Here is a 13634-nt window from a genome sequence, read left to right on the forward strand (position 1 = left end):
ACGACCTGGACGGCCTGCCCGTCCCAGCGTCCCTGCACCGGGATCGACACTGTTCGCGTCACGCCGTGCAGCGTCAGGTCGCCCACGGCGGTCGCGTCGACGGTCTCGCCCGCAGCGGGCACGTGCGCCAGCCTGATCGGCTGGGTCTGGACGAACTTCGCGTCGGGGAACCGGTCGGTCTCGAGTCCCATCGTGTGCAGCCGCGAATCGCGCAGCGCCTTGTCGGACCTCAGCGTGGCCAGGTTGGCGGCCACGGTGACGCCGTGGACGGTCGTCCCGTTCACCCGCAGCGTGCCCTGGACCTCGCCGGTGCGCCCGGTCGCGGTCGACTCGATGGTCGCGGCGGCGAATTGCTCCTGCACGCGGTAGCCGACGAAGGAGCGTCCGTCGCTCGGGCGCAAGGTCCACGACCCGTCGAGCGGTCCGCCCGCACTGACCTTCGTCTGCTCGATGTGCGCGCGCGGCTTGGCGTCGCCGCGGATGACGAACCAGTAGAGGGCGGCCCCGCCGACGACCACGACGACGACCACGCCGAGAACGACGAGCTTGACGAGTCGGCGCACGGATCACAGCGTTGCAGCCCGCGGCCCGCCTGGCGTGGCACCTCGGCGGCCTACCAGTGATTGACTCGCCACCGGCCCGGTGTATCGTGGTCGGTCCATGCGGCGTACCGGCATCATCGTCGTAATCCGATAGCGGGCGCCGTTCGCCGGCGTTCGCCCTCGACCGTCCACTTCGGTGGGCGGTTTTTCGTTGTCCGGGCCGGACGGGCTCGGGGAGAGCGGGCCCGACGGCCCCGGGAGAGACCAGCAGTGACCCAGTCGCACACCCATCGCATCGCCGTCGTCGGGGGAGACGGGATCGGCCCCGAGGTCGTCGCGGAGGCGATGAAGGTCGTCGCGGCGACGGGCGTGCCGTACGAGTCGGTCGCGTTCGACATCGGTGGCGAGCGCTACCTGCGCACCGGCGAGGTCCTGCCCGACACGGTCCTCGACGAGCTGCGCGGCTTCGACGCCATCATGCTCGGCGCGGTCGGTACGCCGGACGTCCCGCCCGGCGTCCTCGAGCGCGGCCTGCTCCTCCGCCTGCGCTTCGAGCTCGACCTGTACGTCAACCTGCGGCCGTTCACCGCGGGACGCAGCGCGCTGAACGAGGGCGTCGACATGCTCGTCGTCCGCGAGAACACCGAGGGCACGTACGCGGGAGAGGGCGGGTTCCTGCGCAAGGGGACGCCGCACGAGATCGCGACGCAGGGCTCGGTCAACACGCGCATGGGCGTCGAGCGGTGCATCCGTTACGCGTTCGATCTCGCGTCGTCGCGCGACCGCAAGCACGTGACGCTCGTGCACAAGACGAACGTGCTGACGTTCGCGGGCGATCTGTGGCAGCGGACGTTCGACCTCGTCGCCGCCGAGCACCCGGACGTGTCGATCGCGTACAACCACGTCGACGCGGCGTGCATCTACTTCGTGCAGGACCCGGGCCGCTACGACGTGATCGTCACCGACAACCTCTTCGGCGACATCCTCACCGATCTCGGCGGCGCGGTATCGGGCGGCATCGGCCGCGCCGCGTCGGCCAACCTCAACCCGGCCCGCACCGGGCCGTCGCTGTTCGAGCCCGTCCACGGCTCGGCGCCCGACATCGTCGGCACAGGGAAGGCGGATCCACGGGCCGCGATCGTCAGCGCGGCGATGATGCTCGAGTTCCTGGGCGAGGCCGACGCCGCAGCCCGGGTCAAGAAGGCGGTCGCCGCGTCCGACGACGTGGACGGGTCCACGTCGACCGTCGGTGACGCGATCGCGGAAAGGCTGTAGCGATGCCGATCGAGACCGCGAAGAAGATCTGGATGGACGGGCAGCTCGTCGACTGGGACGACGCGAAGATCCACGTCCTCACCCACTCGTTGCACTACGGGTGCGGCGTGTTCGAGGGCATCCGCGCGTACGAGACGAGCGAAGGCCCCGCGGTGTTCCGTCTCACGGACCACATCGTCCGGCTCTTCAAGTCGGCGAAGATCTACCTGATCGACATCCCGTTCACCGTCGAGCAGATCGTCGAGGCGACGAAGGAGACCGTGCGCGTCAACGAGCTGCCCTCCTGCTACATCCGCCCGATCGTCTTCTACGGGTACGGCGAGATGGGCCTCAACACGCTCCCGTGCACGGTGAACGTGTCGATCGCGACGTGGCCGTGGGGCGCGTATCTCGGTGACGAGGGGATCCGCAACGGCGTGCGCATGAAGATCAGCTCGTGGCGTCGTCACGACCCGAACGCGATGCCGCCCGCGGCGAAGGCCACCGGCATGTACGTGAACTCGTCGATGGCGAAGATCGAGGCGCTCAAGGCCGGCTACGACGAGGCGATCCTGCTGTCCCCGCAGGGCTACGTGAGCGAGTGCACGGGCGAGAACCTCTTCGTCGTGGACGACGGCGTCCTGCTCACGCCACCCGTCTCCGCGGGCGCGCTCGAGGGCATCACCCAGGACTCGGTGATGACGATCGCGCGCGACCTCGGCATCGAGGTGCGGGTGGACCACATCCTGCGCAGCGACCTGTACACCGCGGACGAGGCGTTCCTCACCGGCACCGCGGCCGAGGTCGTGCCGATCCGCGCGGTCGACGACCGCGAGCTCGGCGACCCCGGCCCGATCACGCGGAAGATCCAGGAGATCTACCAGGCGACCGTGCGCGGCAAGGAGGACCGCTACAAGGATTGGCTGGAATGGGTGAGGTAACCGTCCCGTCGCGCGTCTCGATCTACGACACGACGCTGCGCGACGGGAGCCAGCTCGAGGGCATCTCGCTCACGGTCGACGACAAGCTGCGCATCGCGGAGCAGCTCGACTGGCTCGGCGTCGACTACGTCGAGGCCGGCTATCCGGGCGCGAACCCCAAGGACGACGAGTTCTTCCGTCGCGCGCCGGCGGAGCTGACGCTCTCGACCAGCAAGCTGGTCGCGTTCGGGTCGACCCGTCACGCGCGCGGACGCGTCGACAGCGACGACTCGCTGCGGCACCTCGTCGAGGCGGGCACACCGGCCGTCTGCATCGTCGGCAAGTGCTGGGACTACCACGTCACCGAGGCGCTGCAGACGACGCTCGACGAGGGTGTCGCGATGGTTGCCGACTCGGTCGAGTTCCTGCACGGGCAGGGGCTCGAGGTGCTCTTCGACGCCGAGCACTTCTTCGACGGCTACAAGCGCAACCCGGAGTTCTCGCTGCGCGTCCTCGAGGCCGCGGCCCAGGCCGGTGCCTCGTGGCTCGTGCTGTGCGACACGAACGGCGGCTCGTTGCCGTTCGAGGTCGAGGACGCCGTGCGCGCCGTCGTCGGCTACCTCGACACGCCCGTCGGCGTGCACCTGCACGACGACACCGGCTGCGGTGTCGCCAACGCGCTGGCCGGCGTGCGTGGCGGCGCGACCCAGGTGCAGGGGACGATCAACGGCTACGGCGAGCGCACCGGCAACTGCAACCTCACCGCGATCATTCCCAACCTCACGTTGAAGATGAGCGTCGCGACGATCCCGCCCGAACGGCTGGAACGGCTCACACCGGTCGCGCACCACGTCGCCGAGCTCGTCAACATGCCGCTCAACCCGCAAGCCGCGTACGTCGGCGAGTCGGCGTTCGCGCACAAGGCCGGTCTGCACACGAGCGCGATCGCGCGCCGTCCCGACGCGTACGAGCACGTACGTCCGGAGTCGGTCGGCAACGGCACGCGCTTCGTCGTCTCGGAGCTCGCGGGCCGCTCGACCTTGCACCTGAAGGCGCAGGAGCTGGGCATCGAGCTCGACGGGCCGACGCTCGGCGCGATCGTCGACAAGCTCAAGGAGCTCGAGCACGCGGGCTACCACTTCGAGGTCGCCGACGCGTCGCTCGAGCTGCTCATGCGGCGCGCCGGCGGCTGGGAGCAGCCGTGGTTCGCGGTCGAATCGTTCCGGGTGATCACCGACGATCTCGCGGCCGAGGACACCCCCGGCGGCGTCACGACCGAGGCGACGATCAAGGTCCACGTCGCGGGCGAGCGGATCATCGCGACGGCCGAGGGCAACGGGCCGGTCAACGCGCTCGACACCGCGCTGCGCAAGGCGGTCGGGTCGCGCTACCCGGCGCTCGACCAGGTGCACCTCACGGACTACAAGGTGCGCGTCCTCGACACCGCGAAGGGGACGGGCGCCGTCACACGCGTGCTCGTCGACACGACGGACGGCGACCGCACGTGGACGACGATCGGTGTCAGCGAGAACATCATCGAGGCGTCGTGGCAGGCCCTGTCCGACTCGCTGACCTATGGGTTGCTGCGCGCGGAGCTGCGCGGGCAAGAATCACGCCATGCCGACTGACCCCTACGTGCCCGAGCGTCTCGAGGACGAGCCCCGCCAGCTCCCGAACCTCGCGCCCGGCGTCTACATGCCGCCCGCAGGGTCGTGGCGCGCGGACCGGCCCGGCGACCTCGTCGCGGGCCAGCCGACCGGGACGCTGCTCGGGCGCCCGGGGCCGAACATCGGCTACGCGCTCACGCTCGTCGAGCGCTGGAAGGACCGGTTCCGCCTCGCGCCGACCGAGCACTACCACGACGCCGCGGCCGTCGTCGCCGAGATCGCGATGAAGCGGGCCGCGTCGTTCGGCCGCGCGCCCGTCGCGACCGACATCGAGCTCGCCATGGACCTGCTCGGCTACGCGGACGAGCTGCCACCCGAGACGGCGGACCGGCGGATGCGCCTCGTGCACGACGCCGACCACGACTACCAGGTGCGTCGCCGCATCGTCGACCGTGTCCCCGACGACGTGCTGCGCCTCGCACCCGCGCAGCTCGCGTCACGCGTCGCCGACGTCCGCTCCACCATTCTGGGAAGCGAAGCCGCCACAGAGCCGCGGTAGCGCGTCACAGAAGGAGTGCGCGGGTGACCTCGTCGACGATCGTCTCGGGGGACTCACGCGCGTCGACGGTGATCGCGTCACGCGGCGGCTCCAGCGTCGCGAGCTGTGACGGGACGAGCGCGGCGCCCGCGAAGTGCCCGTGGCGGTGCGCGAGCCGTTCACGCAGCAGGGCCTCGTCGGCGCGCAGGTACACGTAGCGGACGCCGGGCACGCCGGCGTCGAGCGTGTCGCGGTACGACGCGCGCAGCGCGCTGCACGCGAGGACGACGCCCTCACGTGACGCGGACGCGCGCAGCACCGCGTTCAGCCTCGCGAGCCACGGCACGCGCATCGCGTCGTCGAGCGGCTCCCCGCGCTGCATCCGGGCGACGTTCTCGGGGTCGTGGTAGTCGTCGCCCTCCACGAACGGGACGCCGAGCCGCTGCGCGAGGAGCCGGCCGACGGTCGTCTTCCCGCTCCCGGTCGCGCCCATGACGACGAGGACCGGGCGCGGACCGTGGCGCATGGCACAAGCCTTCCCCAGGCGTTCCCTGACTACGATGTCAGGTTCGTGGCGCACCAATTCTCCCTGTCGGACGAGCACGAGGAGTTCCGGGCCGCCGTCCGCCGGTTCGCCGAGAAGGAGGTCGCGCCGCACGCCGCCGAGGCCGACGAGCACGAGCAGTTCCCGTGGCCGGCGTTCGAGGCGTACCGCGACTCGGGGCTCGTCCGCTCGATCTACCCGAGCGAGCACGGCGGCGACGGCGGCGGCAGCCTCGTCTACGCGCTCCTCGTCGAGGAGATCGCGCGCGTCTGCGCGTCGTCGTCGCTGTTCGTCCTGATCTCGCGGCTCGCCATGACACCAGTGGTCGAGCACGGCAGCGAGACGCTGCGCGCCAAGTACCTGCCCCGTGTCGCGTCGGGCGCGTCACAGGCGAGCTACTGCCTCTCGGAGGCGCACGCAGGCAGCGACGTGGCGTCGATGACCACCCGGGCCGTGCGCGACGGCGACACGTACGTGCTGAACGGGCGCAAGATGTGGATCACCAACGCGGGCGCGTCGGACCTCTACACCGTGTTCGCGAAGACGGATCCGTCTGCCGGTCACCGCGGCATCAGCGCGTTCGTCGTCGAGCGCGACTTCGACGGGTTCGCGATCGGCAAGCTGGAGCACAAGATGGGCGTCCGCGGGTCGCCGACCGGCGAGATCGTCCTCGACGACGTCCACGTGCCGGCGGAGAACCTGATCGGCGAGGAGGGGCGCGCGTTCGGCTACGCGATGGCCGCGCTCGACAAGTCCCGACCCATCGTCGCGGCGCAGGCCGTCGGCATCGCGCAGGGCGCGCTCGACGTCGCGTCCCGGTACGTGCTGGACCGGCGCCAGTTCGACCAGCCGATCGCCGACTTCCAGGGCTTGCAGTTCATGCTGGCCGACATGGCGACACAGCTCGAAGCGGCGCGCCTCCTCGTCTACCAGGCCTGCTCGCGCATCGACGCGGGCGCGCCCGGCATCTCGCGCGCGTCGGCGATGGCGAAGCTCTTCGCGGGCGACACCGCCATGCGCATCACGACCGACGCCGTGCAGCTGCTCGGCGGCGCGGGCTACACGCGCGACTTCCCGGTCGAGCGGATGATGCGCGACGCGAAGATCACCCAGATCTACGAGGGGACGAACCAGATCCAGCGTGTCGTCATCGCCCGGCGGCTGCTCGAGGAGGCCGGGCAGGAGCACGCCTAGCGCGCTCGTCCGTTCCGCGGGGGCGCTTCACGGGCGGAGGATCCGTTCGAAGAGTCGCGCGTATCGCTCCAGGTGGCGATCGCCGAGGAATTCCTCGCGTGCTCGTCCGTACGCGGCCTTCCCGAGCCGGCGACGCTCGCCACCGTCGGCGAGGAGACGCTCGACCGCGTCGCCGAAGGACGCGAGGTCGTGCGGGTCGTCCACGAGGACGCCGTCGCGCCCGTCGACGATCTGGTCCGCGATGCCGCCGACCCGGCTCGCGACGACGGCACGTTCCTTCCACATCGCCTCGACCACCGTGAGGCCGAACCCCTCGGCAAGGCTCTTCTGCACGACGACGGTCGCGTGGCGTTGCAGCGCGTTGACGATGACGGCGGCCTCGTCGGGGTCGTGCATCGGGACGCACGCGAGGTGGATCCGGCTCCGCGCGGCATGCGGCAGCGCGCGCCACTGCGCGATGCAGCCCTCGAGCACCGACGCCGCCTCCGGATCGTCCGCGACGCCGTGGACGGCCGGGCCCACGAGCGCGAGGTGCGCGTCGGTCGTGCCGTCGACGTGTCGGGCGAAACCGTCCATCACGCCGGCCATGTCCTTCATCGGATCCCACCGCGACGCCTGCACGACCAACGGCACGTCGGGCCCCGGCGGTGGCCCCGTCTGGAGGATGTCGACACGCCGGTCGACACGTCCGGGTGACCCGTCGCGGCGGGCGAACGTCGTCCGGGGCGCGGGGCCGCCGTCACCGACGAGGCCGACGTAGCGGAGGATGTCGTTCGCGCCGTCCGGTCCGAGGTCGACGTTCTTCGTCGCGAACGGGTCGATCGAGGGCGGGATGACGTGCAGGAGGTCCTCCGGCACCCACGGCGGCGCGAACGCCGCGCGCGTGAACACGAACGCGTCGACGTCGCGCAGGTACGGGCGCAGGAACTTCCACCCTCGCTCCGTGTGCTCGTTCGCGTCGTCGCGGCCGACGTGGCAGCGCCACACGACGGGCGCGCCGGTCCGGCGCAGGAGAGGGACGAGCCCGGCCGTCTGCGGATCGTGGAGCACGACGATGTCGTCGGGCCGGATCACCGCGAGCAGCTCGTCCGCGTTCGCGCGCAGCACGTCCTCGTAGTGTGCGTGCGCGGCGTCGTCGAGGGCCCGGCCGTCGCCGGGCGCGCCGTAGAGCAGGTTGTGCACCCGCTTCGTGATCGTGAAGAAGGCCGCGTCCGCCTCGATCACGATCCACTGCGCGTCGATCCCCGCGCCACGCGCGTACGCGAGCAGCGTCTGGAGCAGTTCCGCGACCCCGCCGCCCTTCGCGGTGGAGTTGACGTTGACGACGCGGCGGCCGGCCAGGAGCTCGCGCGCAGCTGCGGCCGTGTCCTCGAACTCCCGGGAGCGGTCGGGCCCGATCACGGGTCGGAGCCGGTCGAGCGACAGCGCCTCGACGGGCACGTGCTCCAGGGTCGTCACGGTGTGTCGACGACGGCGAGGACCGCGTTCACGACGCGCCGCGCCTCCTCGTCGTCGTGCAGGTCCGCGGCCATGCGGACGAGACCCAGCGCGTCGCGCTCGCGGACCCGGCCGGTGTGGTGTCCGCGCTCGGGTGGCAGCGCGAGCGCGCGGGCGTCGGCGGGCAGCGCGCGCAGGAACGAGTCGCGGGCCGCGGACGGCAGGTGCTCGGTGAGGGACTCCAGCACCGTGCGCACCGTCACCTCGCACCGGTTGCGCGCGACGCCGGCGTTCATCGCGGCGTCGAGGAGTGCGTCGAAGACGGGCGACTCCTCGTGGTCCGGATCCTGGAGGTCGATCATTCGACTCACCTCGTCGCTCGTGCCGTCGTTCGTCCTCGGACCCATCGTCGCCCCGTCCGCCCGCGGCAGCCAGGGACCTTCGTCCCGGTCTCGACGGTCGGGTCGGCCCTCCCCGTCGTGCCGACATCGGCGGATGATCGGCTCGACCGGCAGGAGGTGCGGCATGCGGGTGTTGGTAGTGGAGACCGATGTGGGCGCGGCGGACGACGCGATCGCGCGCCTCGAAGCGGCGGGACACGAGGTCGCGCGCTGCCACGACCGCGGCGAGCGTCACCCGTTCCCGTGCGCGGGGTTGAGCGCGCCGGGCGCATGTCCGTTGGACGGGTCCGGCGTCGACGTCGCGCTCTCGGTTCGCGCCCGGCCCATGCCCACCCCGGCCGCGCTGGAGGACGGCGGTGTGTGCGCGCTGCGCGCCCGGGTTCCGCTCGTCGTGACCGGACAGACGGTGTGGAACCCGTTCGTCCGCCTCCCCGGCGCGACCGTCGCGCACGGCGACGTCGTCGCCGCGTGTGAGACCGTCGCGACCTCGCCCGTCGAGCGGGATGGCGAGATCGCGCGCGAGGCGCTCCGGTCGTCGCTTGCGCGCCTGGGGGTCGGCGACGCGGCGCGTGCGGTCGCGGACGCGGTCGTCACGCGCAGCCGTGCGGGACTGCACATCCGGATCGACGCGCCGCCCGGTCTGGGCAAGGGCGTCGTGGCGCTCGCGACGACGCGCGTGGTTGCTGCCGTCCGCGGCATCGACCCCCTCGCGCCGAGCATCGACGTCTCCGTACGGACCGTTGCAGATCGGTGATCGCAGCAGGAGGAACGAACGTGGAGCACGACCAGGCCAAGGGGCGCATCGTCGTCGGGGTCGACGGGTCGGACGGGTCCGTCCGTGCGCTGGCGTGGGCGGCCGAAGAAGCGCGCCTGCGCGGCATCGGGCTGCTCGTCGTCACGTGCTGGACGTTCCCGGCGCTCGTCGCGCCGATGCCGTTCCAGCCCCCGATCGCGGGGGAGATGCTCGAGGACGGCGCGCGCACGACGCTGCAGGACGCGGTCGACCGCGCCCTGGGTCCCGAGGACGAGCACGGCGACGTGCTCGCCGAGGTGTGCGAGGGCTCGGCGTCGCAGCGGCTCGTCGAGCTGTCCACGGACGCCGAGATGCTCGTCGTCGGCTCGCGCGGTCGCGGCGGGTTCGCCGGCCTGCTCCTCGGCTCGGTGAGCCAGCACGTCGCCGAGCACGCGCGGTGCCCGGTCGTCATCGTGCACACCGCGACCTGAGCACGAGCGCGCGGCGTCGGTACGGTACGGCGATGCTTGCTGCGCTACTGGAGTCCGCGGACGCCCCCATCGTGGTCGACACCGTCGACATCGCCGCGCCCGGTCCCGGTCACGTCCGCGTGCGCGTCTCGCACTGCGGCGTGTGCCACTCGGACCTCACGGTCGCGCGCAGCGGATATGCGCCGACCCCGGTCGTCCTCGGGCACGAGGCCGCCGGCGTGGTCGACGCCGTCGGCGAGGGCGTCACGTCGCTCGCGCCGGGTGACACCGTCGTGCTCACCCCGATCCCGGCGTGCGGCTGCTGCTACTGGTGCGTGCGCGGCGAACCGGGCGTGTGCGTCAACAGCCGCTCGATCATGTCGCAGACGTTCCTCGACGGGACGACCGGGCTCTCGCGTGACGGGGTCACCGTGTACCGCGGGCTCGGCGTCGGCGCGTTCGCGGAGATGGTCCTCACCCCCGAGACCGGCGCGGTGAAGGTCCCGCACGACACGCCGCTCGACGTCGCCTGCGTCCTCGGGTGCGCGGTGCAGACCGGCGTCGGTGCCGTCCTCAACACGGCACGGGTGGAACCCGGCGCGACCGTGCTGGTGCTCGGTCTCGGTGGGATCGGGCTGTCCGTCGTGCAGGGCGCGCGCGTCGCCGGCGCGTCGCGGGTCATCGGCAGCGACCCGCTGCCCGAACGTCGCGAAGCCGCGCGGCGACTCGGCGCGACGGACGTCATCGACCCGACGCAGGACGACGTCGCCGTACGCGCGGCCGCGCTCACCGAGGTCGGTGTCGACTACGCGTTCGAGGCCGCCGGGAAAGCCGCGCTCGTGGAGGTCGGGATCGCGGCGACGCGTCCCGGCGGCACGACCGTGGCCGTCGGCGCGCCGAGGCTCGAGGAGAGCATCACCATCGCACCGGCGGTGTTGTTCACGACCATGGAGAAGAAGCTGCTCGGTTGCCTCCTCGGGAGCAGCAACTCGCTGCGCGAGATCCCGCGCCTGCTCGCGCTCTGGCGCACCGGGCAGCTCGACCTCGAGGCGCTCATCACCGCGCGTCGCCCGCTCGACGGTGTCGACGACGCGTTCGCCGACCTCGAGGCGGGCCGCGGCATCCGCACGGTGATCTCGGTCGCCTGACGGCAGCCGCTCGCACACGACATGGTGACGCGCGAGAGTTCGGCCGTGTTCGAGCGCTTCACGGATCGCGCGCGACACGTCGTCGTGCTCGCCGAGGAGCAGGCACGCGACCTCAACCACGGGTACGTCGGGAGCGAGCACGCGCTGCTGGGGCTGCTCGCCGATCGTGAGGGCGTCGCCGCGCAGGCCTTGCACTCGGTCGACGTGACGCTCGACGCCGCACGCGGGAAGGTCGTCGACCTCGTCGGTCGCGGCGACCGCACGCCGTCGGGCCACATCCCGTTCACCCCGCAGGCGAAGCGCATCCTCGAGGGCGGTCTGCGCGAGGCGCTGCAGCTCGGTCACAACTACATCGGGACGGAGCACCTGCTGCTCGCGCTCGCGCGCGAGCCGGAGAGCACGGGAGCGCGGACGCTCGTCGAGCTCGGCGCGCCGCTCGACGTCGTCCGCGACCGTGTCGTCGCGCTGCTCGCGGGTTCGCTGGCGAACGCGTCCGCGACGTTCGTGCCCGGTGCTCCGGCGCCTGCGCTCGCCGCCCGCGGCGCGGTGTGCACGTTCTGTGGACGCGACCTCTGGGAGGTCGACCGTTATGTCACGGGCGCGACCGGCGCGATCTGTGCCGAATGCGTCGCGCTCGCAGACCGCGCCCTCACGGACGCGCCCGCCGGCGAGCGTGCCGTCACGCTCCCGCCGCGCGTCTTCGGCGGATCGCCCGACGAGCACGCCGTCGACGGCATCGTCGAAGCGGTCATGACCGTCCTCTCGGACGACGTGGACGACCGGCAGCGTGCGGCTGCGATCGAGGAGGGCGACGTGTTCGCACCACTGTTCGCCCAGGTGCGGCGGCGTCACGCGGGCGTCGACGTCGAGCACCGCGTCGAGCGCGTGCGCTTCGTGGGACACGACCGCGCCGAGGTCCGCATCGCGGTCGGGCTCGGCGGACCCGGCGCCGGGACGATGCTGTTCGAGGGCGTGGTCGTCCGCAGCGCGGGACGCTGGCGAATGGGTCACGAGCTCTGCGCAGCGATCCTGCGCGCGGGCGGCGTGCGCGTGACGCCGAGCTGACGGCCGCCAGTGCGCGAGGGCGACCGTAGACTCGGGCGCCGATGCCCGATCCCGTCCGCGTCCGCTTCTCACCCGCGCCCACCGGCTACCTCCACGTCGGCGGCGCGCGCACCGCGTTGTTCAACTGGCTCTTCGCACGTCACCACCACGGCACGTTCATCCTGCGCATCGAGGACACGGACGTGACCCGCTCGCGTGAGGAGTGGGTCACCGGCATCCAGGCGACGATGCTGTGGCTCGGGCTGAACTGGGACGAGGGCCCGATCCTCCAGAGCACCCGCTTCGACGCGTACCTCGCCGCCGCCGAGCGGTTGCTCGCGACGGGGCGCGCGTACGAGTGCTTCTGCACCGCGGACGAGCTCGAGGCGCGCAACGAGGCCGCGAAGCAGGCGGGTCGCGCGCCCGGCTACGACGGGCGCTGCCGCGAGCTCACCGCCGACCAGCGCGCGGCGTTCGCAGCGGAGGGACGGCCGCGTTCGATTCGCTTCCGCACCCCGGACGACGGCGTGAGCCGCTTCGACGACCTGTTGCGCGGCGAGGTGACGGTCGAGTGGTCGACGATCCACGACTTCGTCATCGTGCGGTCCGACGGCACGCCGCTGTTCTTCCTCGCCAACGCGGTCGACGACATCGACATGGGCATCACGCACGTCATCCGCGGTGAGGACCTCGTCGACTCGACGCACCGGGTCCTCGCGTTGCGCGACGCGCTCGGCGACGCCGCGCCTCCCGTGTACGCGCATCTTCCGCTCATCGTCGGCGCGGATCGCGCAAAGCTGTCCAAACGGCACGGAGCGGTCGCGCTGGAGGACTTCCGCGCGCGCGGCTATCTCCCCGAGGCACTCGTCAATTACCTGGCACTGCTCGGGTGGGCGCCCAGGGACGAACGCGAGATCCTCTCCCGTGACGAGCTGGTCGCACGCTTCGAGCTCGACGACGTCAACCGTTCTCCCGCGTTCTTCGACTACGCCAAGTTGGACTGGATGAACGGCGAGTACCTGCGCGCAATGTCGCAGGAAAGGTTCGAAAGCGACGTACTTGCACCCGCGCTCGACGAGGCCGGTGTCACCGTGTCGAGCGACGGGGCACACGCGCTGGCGGCCGCCGCGCAGGAGCGCGTGACGACGATCGCGGATCTCGCGGGACAACTTCGCTTCCTCCGCGACGACGAGTTCGAGATTCCCGACGACGAATGGGCGCGCGTGACCGCCACGGAGCGCGCGCACGAGCTGTTCGACGCCGCGATCGCGCACGTCGAGCGCTGCGACTGGGACGTCGACTCGCTGCAGGGTCTGCTCGACGTCGTGAAGGGGATGGGGCTCAAGCCGAGGAAGGTCATGCCGGCGCTCTACGTCGCGGTCGAGGGAAGAGGTCGTGCACTGCCGTTGTTCCAGTCGATGCTGGCGCTCGGCCGTGACCGGACGCTGGCCCGGCTCCGCGCCGCCCGCGCCCGTCTCGGCACCTGACCACCCCGCCGAGTCGAGCGGCCGCCCGGCACAACGGGCCGCCACCGGGGAACGGCTATCCTCGGTCCCCGGTCGTCCGGGCTCCGGCTCGGCGACCGCCCTGTTCGGGGGTGGTGTAATCGGCAACACAACAGGTTCTGGCCCTGTCATTGGGGGTTCGAGTCCTCCCCCCCGAGCGAGCCGAAGGCCGGGAAAACCCCTGGTCAACGGCCTGAAACGTCATCCGCACGGCCCCGTCGTCTAGCGGCCCAGGACGCCGCCCTCTCAAGGCGGAAGCGGCAGTTCGAATCTGCTCGGGGCTGCCATCCACGAAGC

14 protein-coding genes, 2 tRNA genes and 1 pseudogene are annotated in these 13634 nt (G+C 71.7%); 13 read left to right on the top strand and 4 right to left on the bottom strand.

The window, feature by feature from the left end; genetic code table 11:
- Nucleotides 1-563, bottom strand: a 563-nt coding sequence (locus VFC33_06865) for a YceI family protein (protein ID HZR12959.1), incomplete at its 3' end; no start/stop codon positions are given.
- A gap of 249 nt (nt 564-812) precedes the next feature.
- On the opposite strand from VFC33_06865, the gene VFC33_06870 reads away from it, so the two are divergent.
- From VFC33_06870 to VFC33_06885, 4 genes are read left to right on the top strand one after another with little or no spacing between them, the layout of a single operon-like run.
- Nucleotides 813-1817: a 3-isopropylmalate dehydrogenase gene (locus VFC33_06870; GenBank protein ID HZR12960.1), complete on the top strand. Its 1005-nt coding sequence runs from the start codon at nt 813-815 to the stop codon at nt 1815-1817.
- A 2-nt stretch (nt 1818-1819) separates the two neighbouring features.
- Nucleotides 1820-2737 (top strand): branched-chain amino acid transaminase, encoded by a 918-nt coding sequence (locus VFC33_06875; protein ID HZR12961.1) that lies wholly within the window; start codon nt 1820-1822, stop codon nt 2735-2737.
- Complete coding sequence (gene cimA, locus VFC33_06880) at nt 2725-4344, top strand: citramalate synthase (protein ID HZR12962.1); 1620 nt, start codon at nt 2725-2727, stop codon at nt 4342-4344. Before VFC33_06875 ends, cimA begins: the two co-directional genes overlap by 13 nt.
- Nucleotides 4334-4882 carry a hypothetical protein gene (locus VFC33_06885; protein HZR12963.1) on the top strand — a complete coding sequence of 183 codons (549 nt, stop codon included), beginning with the start codon at nt 4334-4336 and terminating at the stop codon, nt 4880-4882. The genes cimA and VFC33_06885 overlap by 11 nt, the downstream gene beginning before the upstream one ends.
- A gap of 4 nt (nt 4883-4886) precedes the next feature.
- Here VFC33_06885 and VFC33_06890 read toward each other — a convergent pair whose 3' ends face one another.
- Nucleotides 4887-5387, bottom strand: coding sequence for a gluconokinase (locus tag VFC33_06890; protein ID HZR12964.1), 501 nt, complete (start codon nt 5385-5387; stop codon nt 4887-4889).
- A gap of 45 nt (nt 5388-5432) precedes the next feature.
- Here VFC33_06890 and VFC33_06895 point away from each other — a divergent pair, with 45 nt between their 5' ends.
- On the top strand, nt 5433-6599 hold the full coding sequence (locus VFC33_06895) for an acyl-CoA dehydrogenase family protein (GenBank protein HZR12965.1): 1167 nt from the start codon (nt 5433-5435) through the stop codon (nt 6597-6599).
- Nucleotides 6600-6626: 27 nt separating this feature from the next.
- Here VFC33_06895 and VFC33_06900 read toward each other — a convergent pair whose 3' ends face one another.
- A complete protein-coding gene (locus tag VFC33_06900) occupies nt 6627-8057 on the bottom strand; it encodes a glycosyltransferase (protein ID HZR12966.1) in 1431 nt (476 codons plus the stop codon).
- Entirely contained in the window at nt 8054-8398 is a 345-nt protein-coding gene (locus VFC33_06905; GenBank protein ID HZR12967.1) for a DUF2267 domain-containing protein, read from the bottom strand. The genes VFC33_06900 and VFC33_06905 overlap by 4 nt, the downstream gene beginning before the upstream one ends.
- Nucleotides 8399-8561: 163 nt before the next feature.
- On the opposite strand from VFC33_06905, the gene VFC33_06910 reads away from it, so the two are divergent.
- The 8 genes and pseudogenes from VFC33_06910 to VFC33_06945 all read left to right on the top strand — a co-directional run bounded on the left by VFC33_06910 (nt 8562) and on the right by VFC33_06945 (nt 13624).
- Nucleotides 8562-9191: a hypothetical protein gene (locus VFC33_06910; protein ID HZR12968.1), complete on the top strand. Its 630-nt coding sequence runs from the start codon at nt 8562-8564 to the stop codon at nt 9189-9191.
- Nucleotides 9192-9211: 20 nt separating this feature from the next.
- The gene (locus VFC33_06915; protein ID HZR12969.1) at nt 9212-9661 is read left to right on the top strand and encodes a universal stress protein; all 450 of its coding nucleotides are present in this window, start codon (nt 9212-9214) and stop codon (nt 9659-9661) included.
- A gap of 32 nt (nt 9662-9693) precedes the next feature.
- A complete protein-coding gene (locus tag VFC33_06920) occupies nt 9694-10788 on the top strand; it encodes a Zn-dependent alcohol dehydrogenase (protein HZR12970.1) in 1095 nt (364 codons plus the stop codon).
- A 45-nt stretch (nt 10789-10833) separates the two neighbouring features.
- Nucleotides 10834-11265 (top strand): annotated as a pseudogene (locus tag VFC33_06925) (Clp protease N-terminal domain-containing protein).
- A 69-nt stretch (nt 11266-11334) separates the two neighbouring features.
- Nucleotides 11335-11853, top strand: a complete 519-nt coding sequence (locus VFC33_06930; GenBank protein HZR12971.1) for a ClpX C4-type zinc finger protein — start codon at nt 11335-11337, stop codon at nt 11851-11853.
- Between the two features lie 41 nt (nt 11854-11894).
- Nucleotides 11895-13319, top strand: a complete 1425-nt coding sequence (gene gltX / locus VFC33_06935) for a glutamate--tRNA ligase (GenBank protein HZR12972.1) — start codon at nt 11895-11897, stop codon at nt 13317-13319.
- Between the two features lie 104 nt (nt 13320-13423).
- Nucleotides 13424-13495 (top strand) — tRNA-Gln (locus VFC33_06940).
- Between the two features lie 53 nt (nt 13496-13548).
- Nucleotides 13549-13624, top strand: a tRNA-Glu gene (locus VFC33_06945).
- Nucleotides 13625-13634: the final 10 nt, after the last annotated feature.

This window comes from Acidimicrobiia bacterium, from assembly GCA_035651955.1.
Lineage (GTDB): Bacteria > Actinomycetota > Acidimicrobiia > IMCC26256 > JAMXLJ01 > JAMXLJ01.

Excerpts from the sequence above, each read along its gene's own strand:
- gltX (HZR12972.1), top strand. The coding sequence starts at position 11,895 with ATGCCCGATCCCGTCCGCGTCCGCTTCTCACCCGCGCCCACCGGCTAC.
- VFC33_06905 (HZR12967.1), bottom strand. The coding sequence starts at position 8,398 with ATGATCGACCTCCAGGATCCGGACCACGAGGAGTCGCCCGTCTTCGAC.
- VFC33_06885 (HZR12963.1), top strand. The coding sequence starts at position 4,334 with ATGCCGACTGACCCCTACGTGCCCGAGCGTCTCGAGGACGAGCCCCGC.
- VFC33_06875 (HZR12961.1), top strand. The coding sequence starts at position 1,820 with ATGCCGATCGAGACCGCGAAGAAGATCTGGATGGACGGGCAGCTCGTC.
- VFC33_06910 (HZR12968.1), top strand. The coding sequence starts at position 8,562 with ATGCGGGTGTTGGTAGTGGAGACCGATGTGGGCGCGGCGGACGACGCG.
- VFC33_06890 (HZR12964.1), bottom strand. The coding sequence starts at position 5,387 with ATGCGCCACGGTCCGCGCCCGGTCCTCGTCGTCATGGGCGCGACCGGG.
- VFC33_06920 (HZR12970.1), top strand. The coding sequence starts at position 9,694 with ATGCTTGCTGCGCTACTGGAGTCCGCGGACGCCCCCATCGTGGTCGAC.
- cimA (HZR12962.1), top strand. The coding sequence starts at position 2,725 with ATGGGTGAGGTAACCGTCCCGTCGCGCGTCTCGATCTACGACACGACG.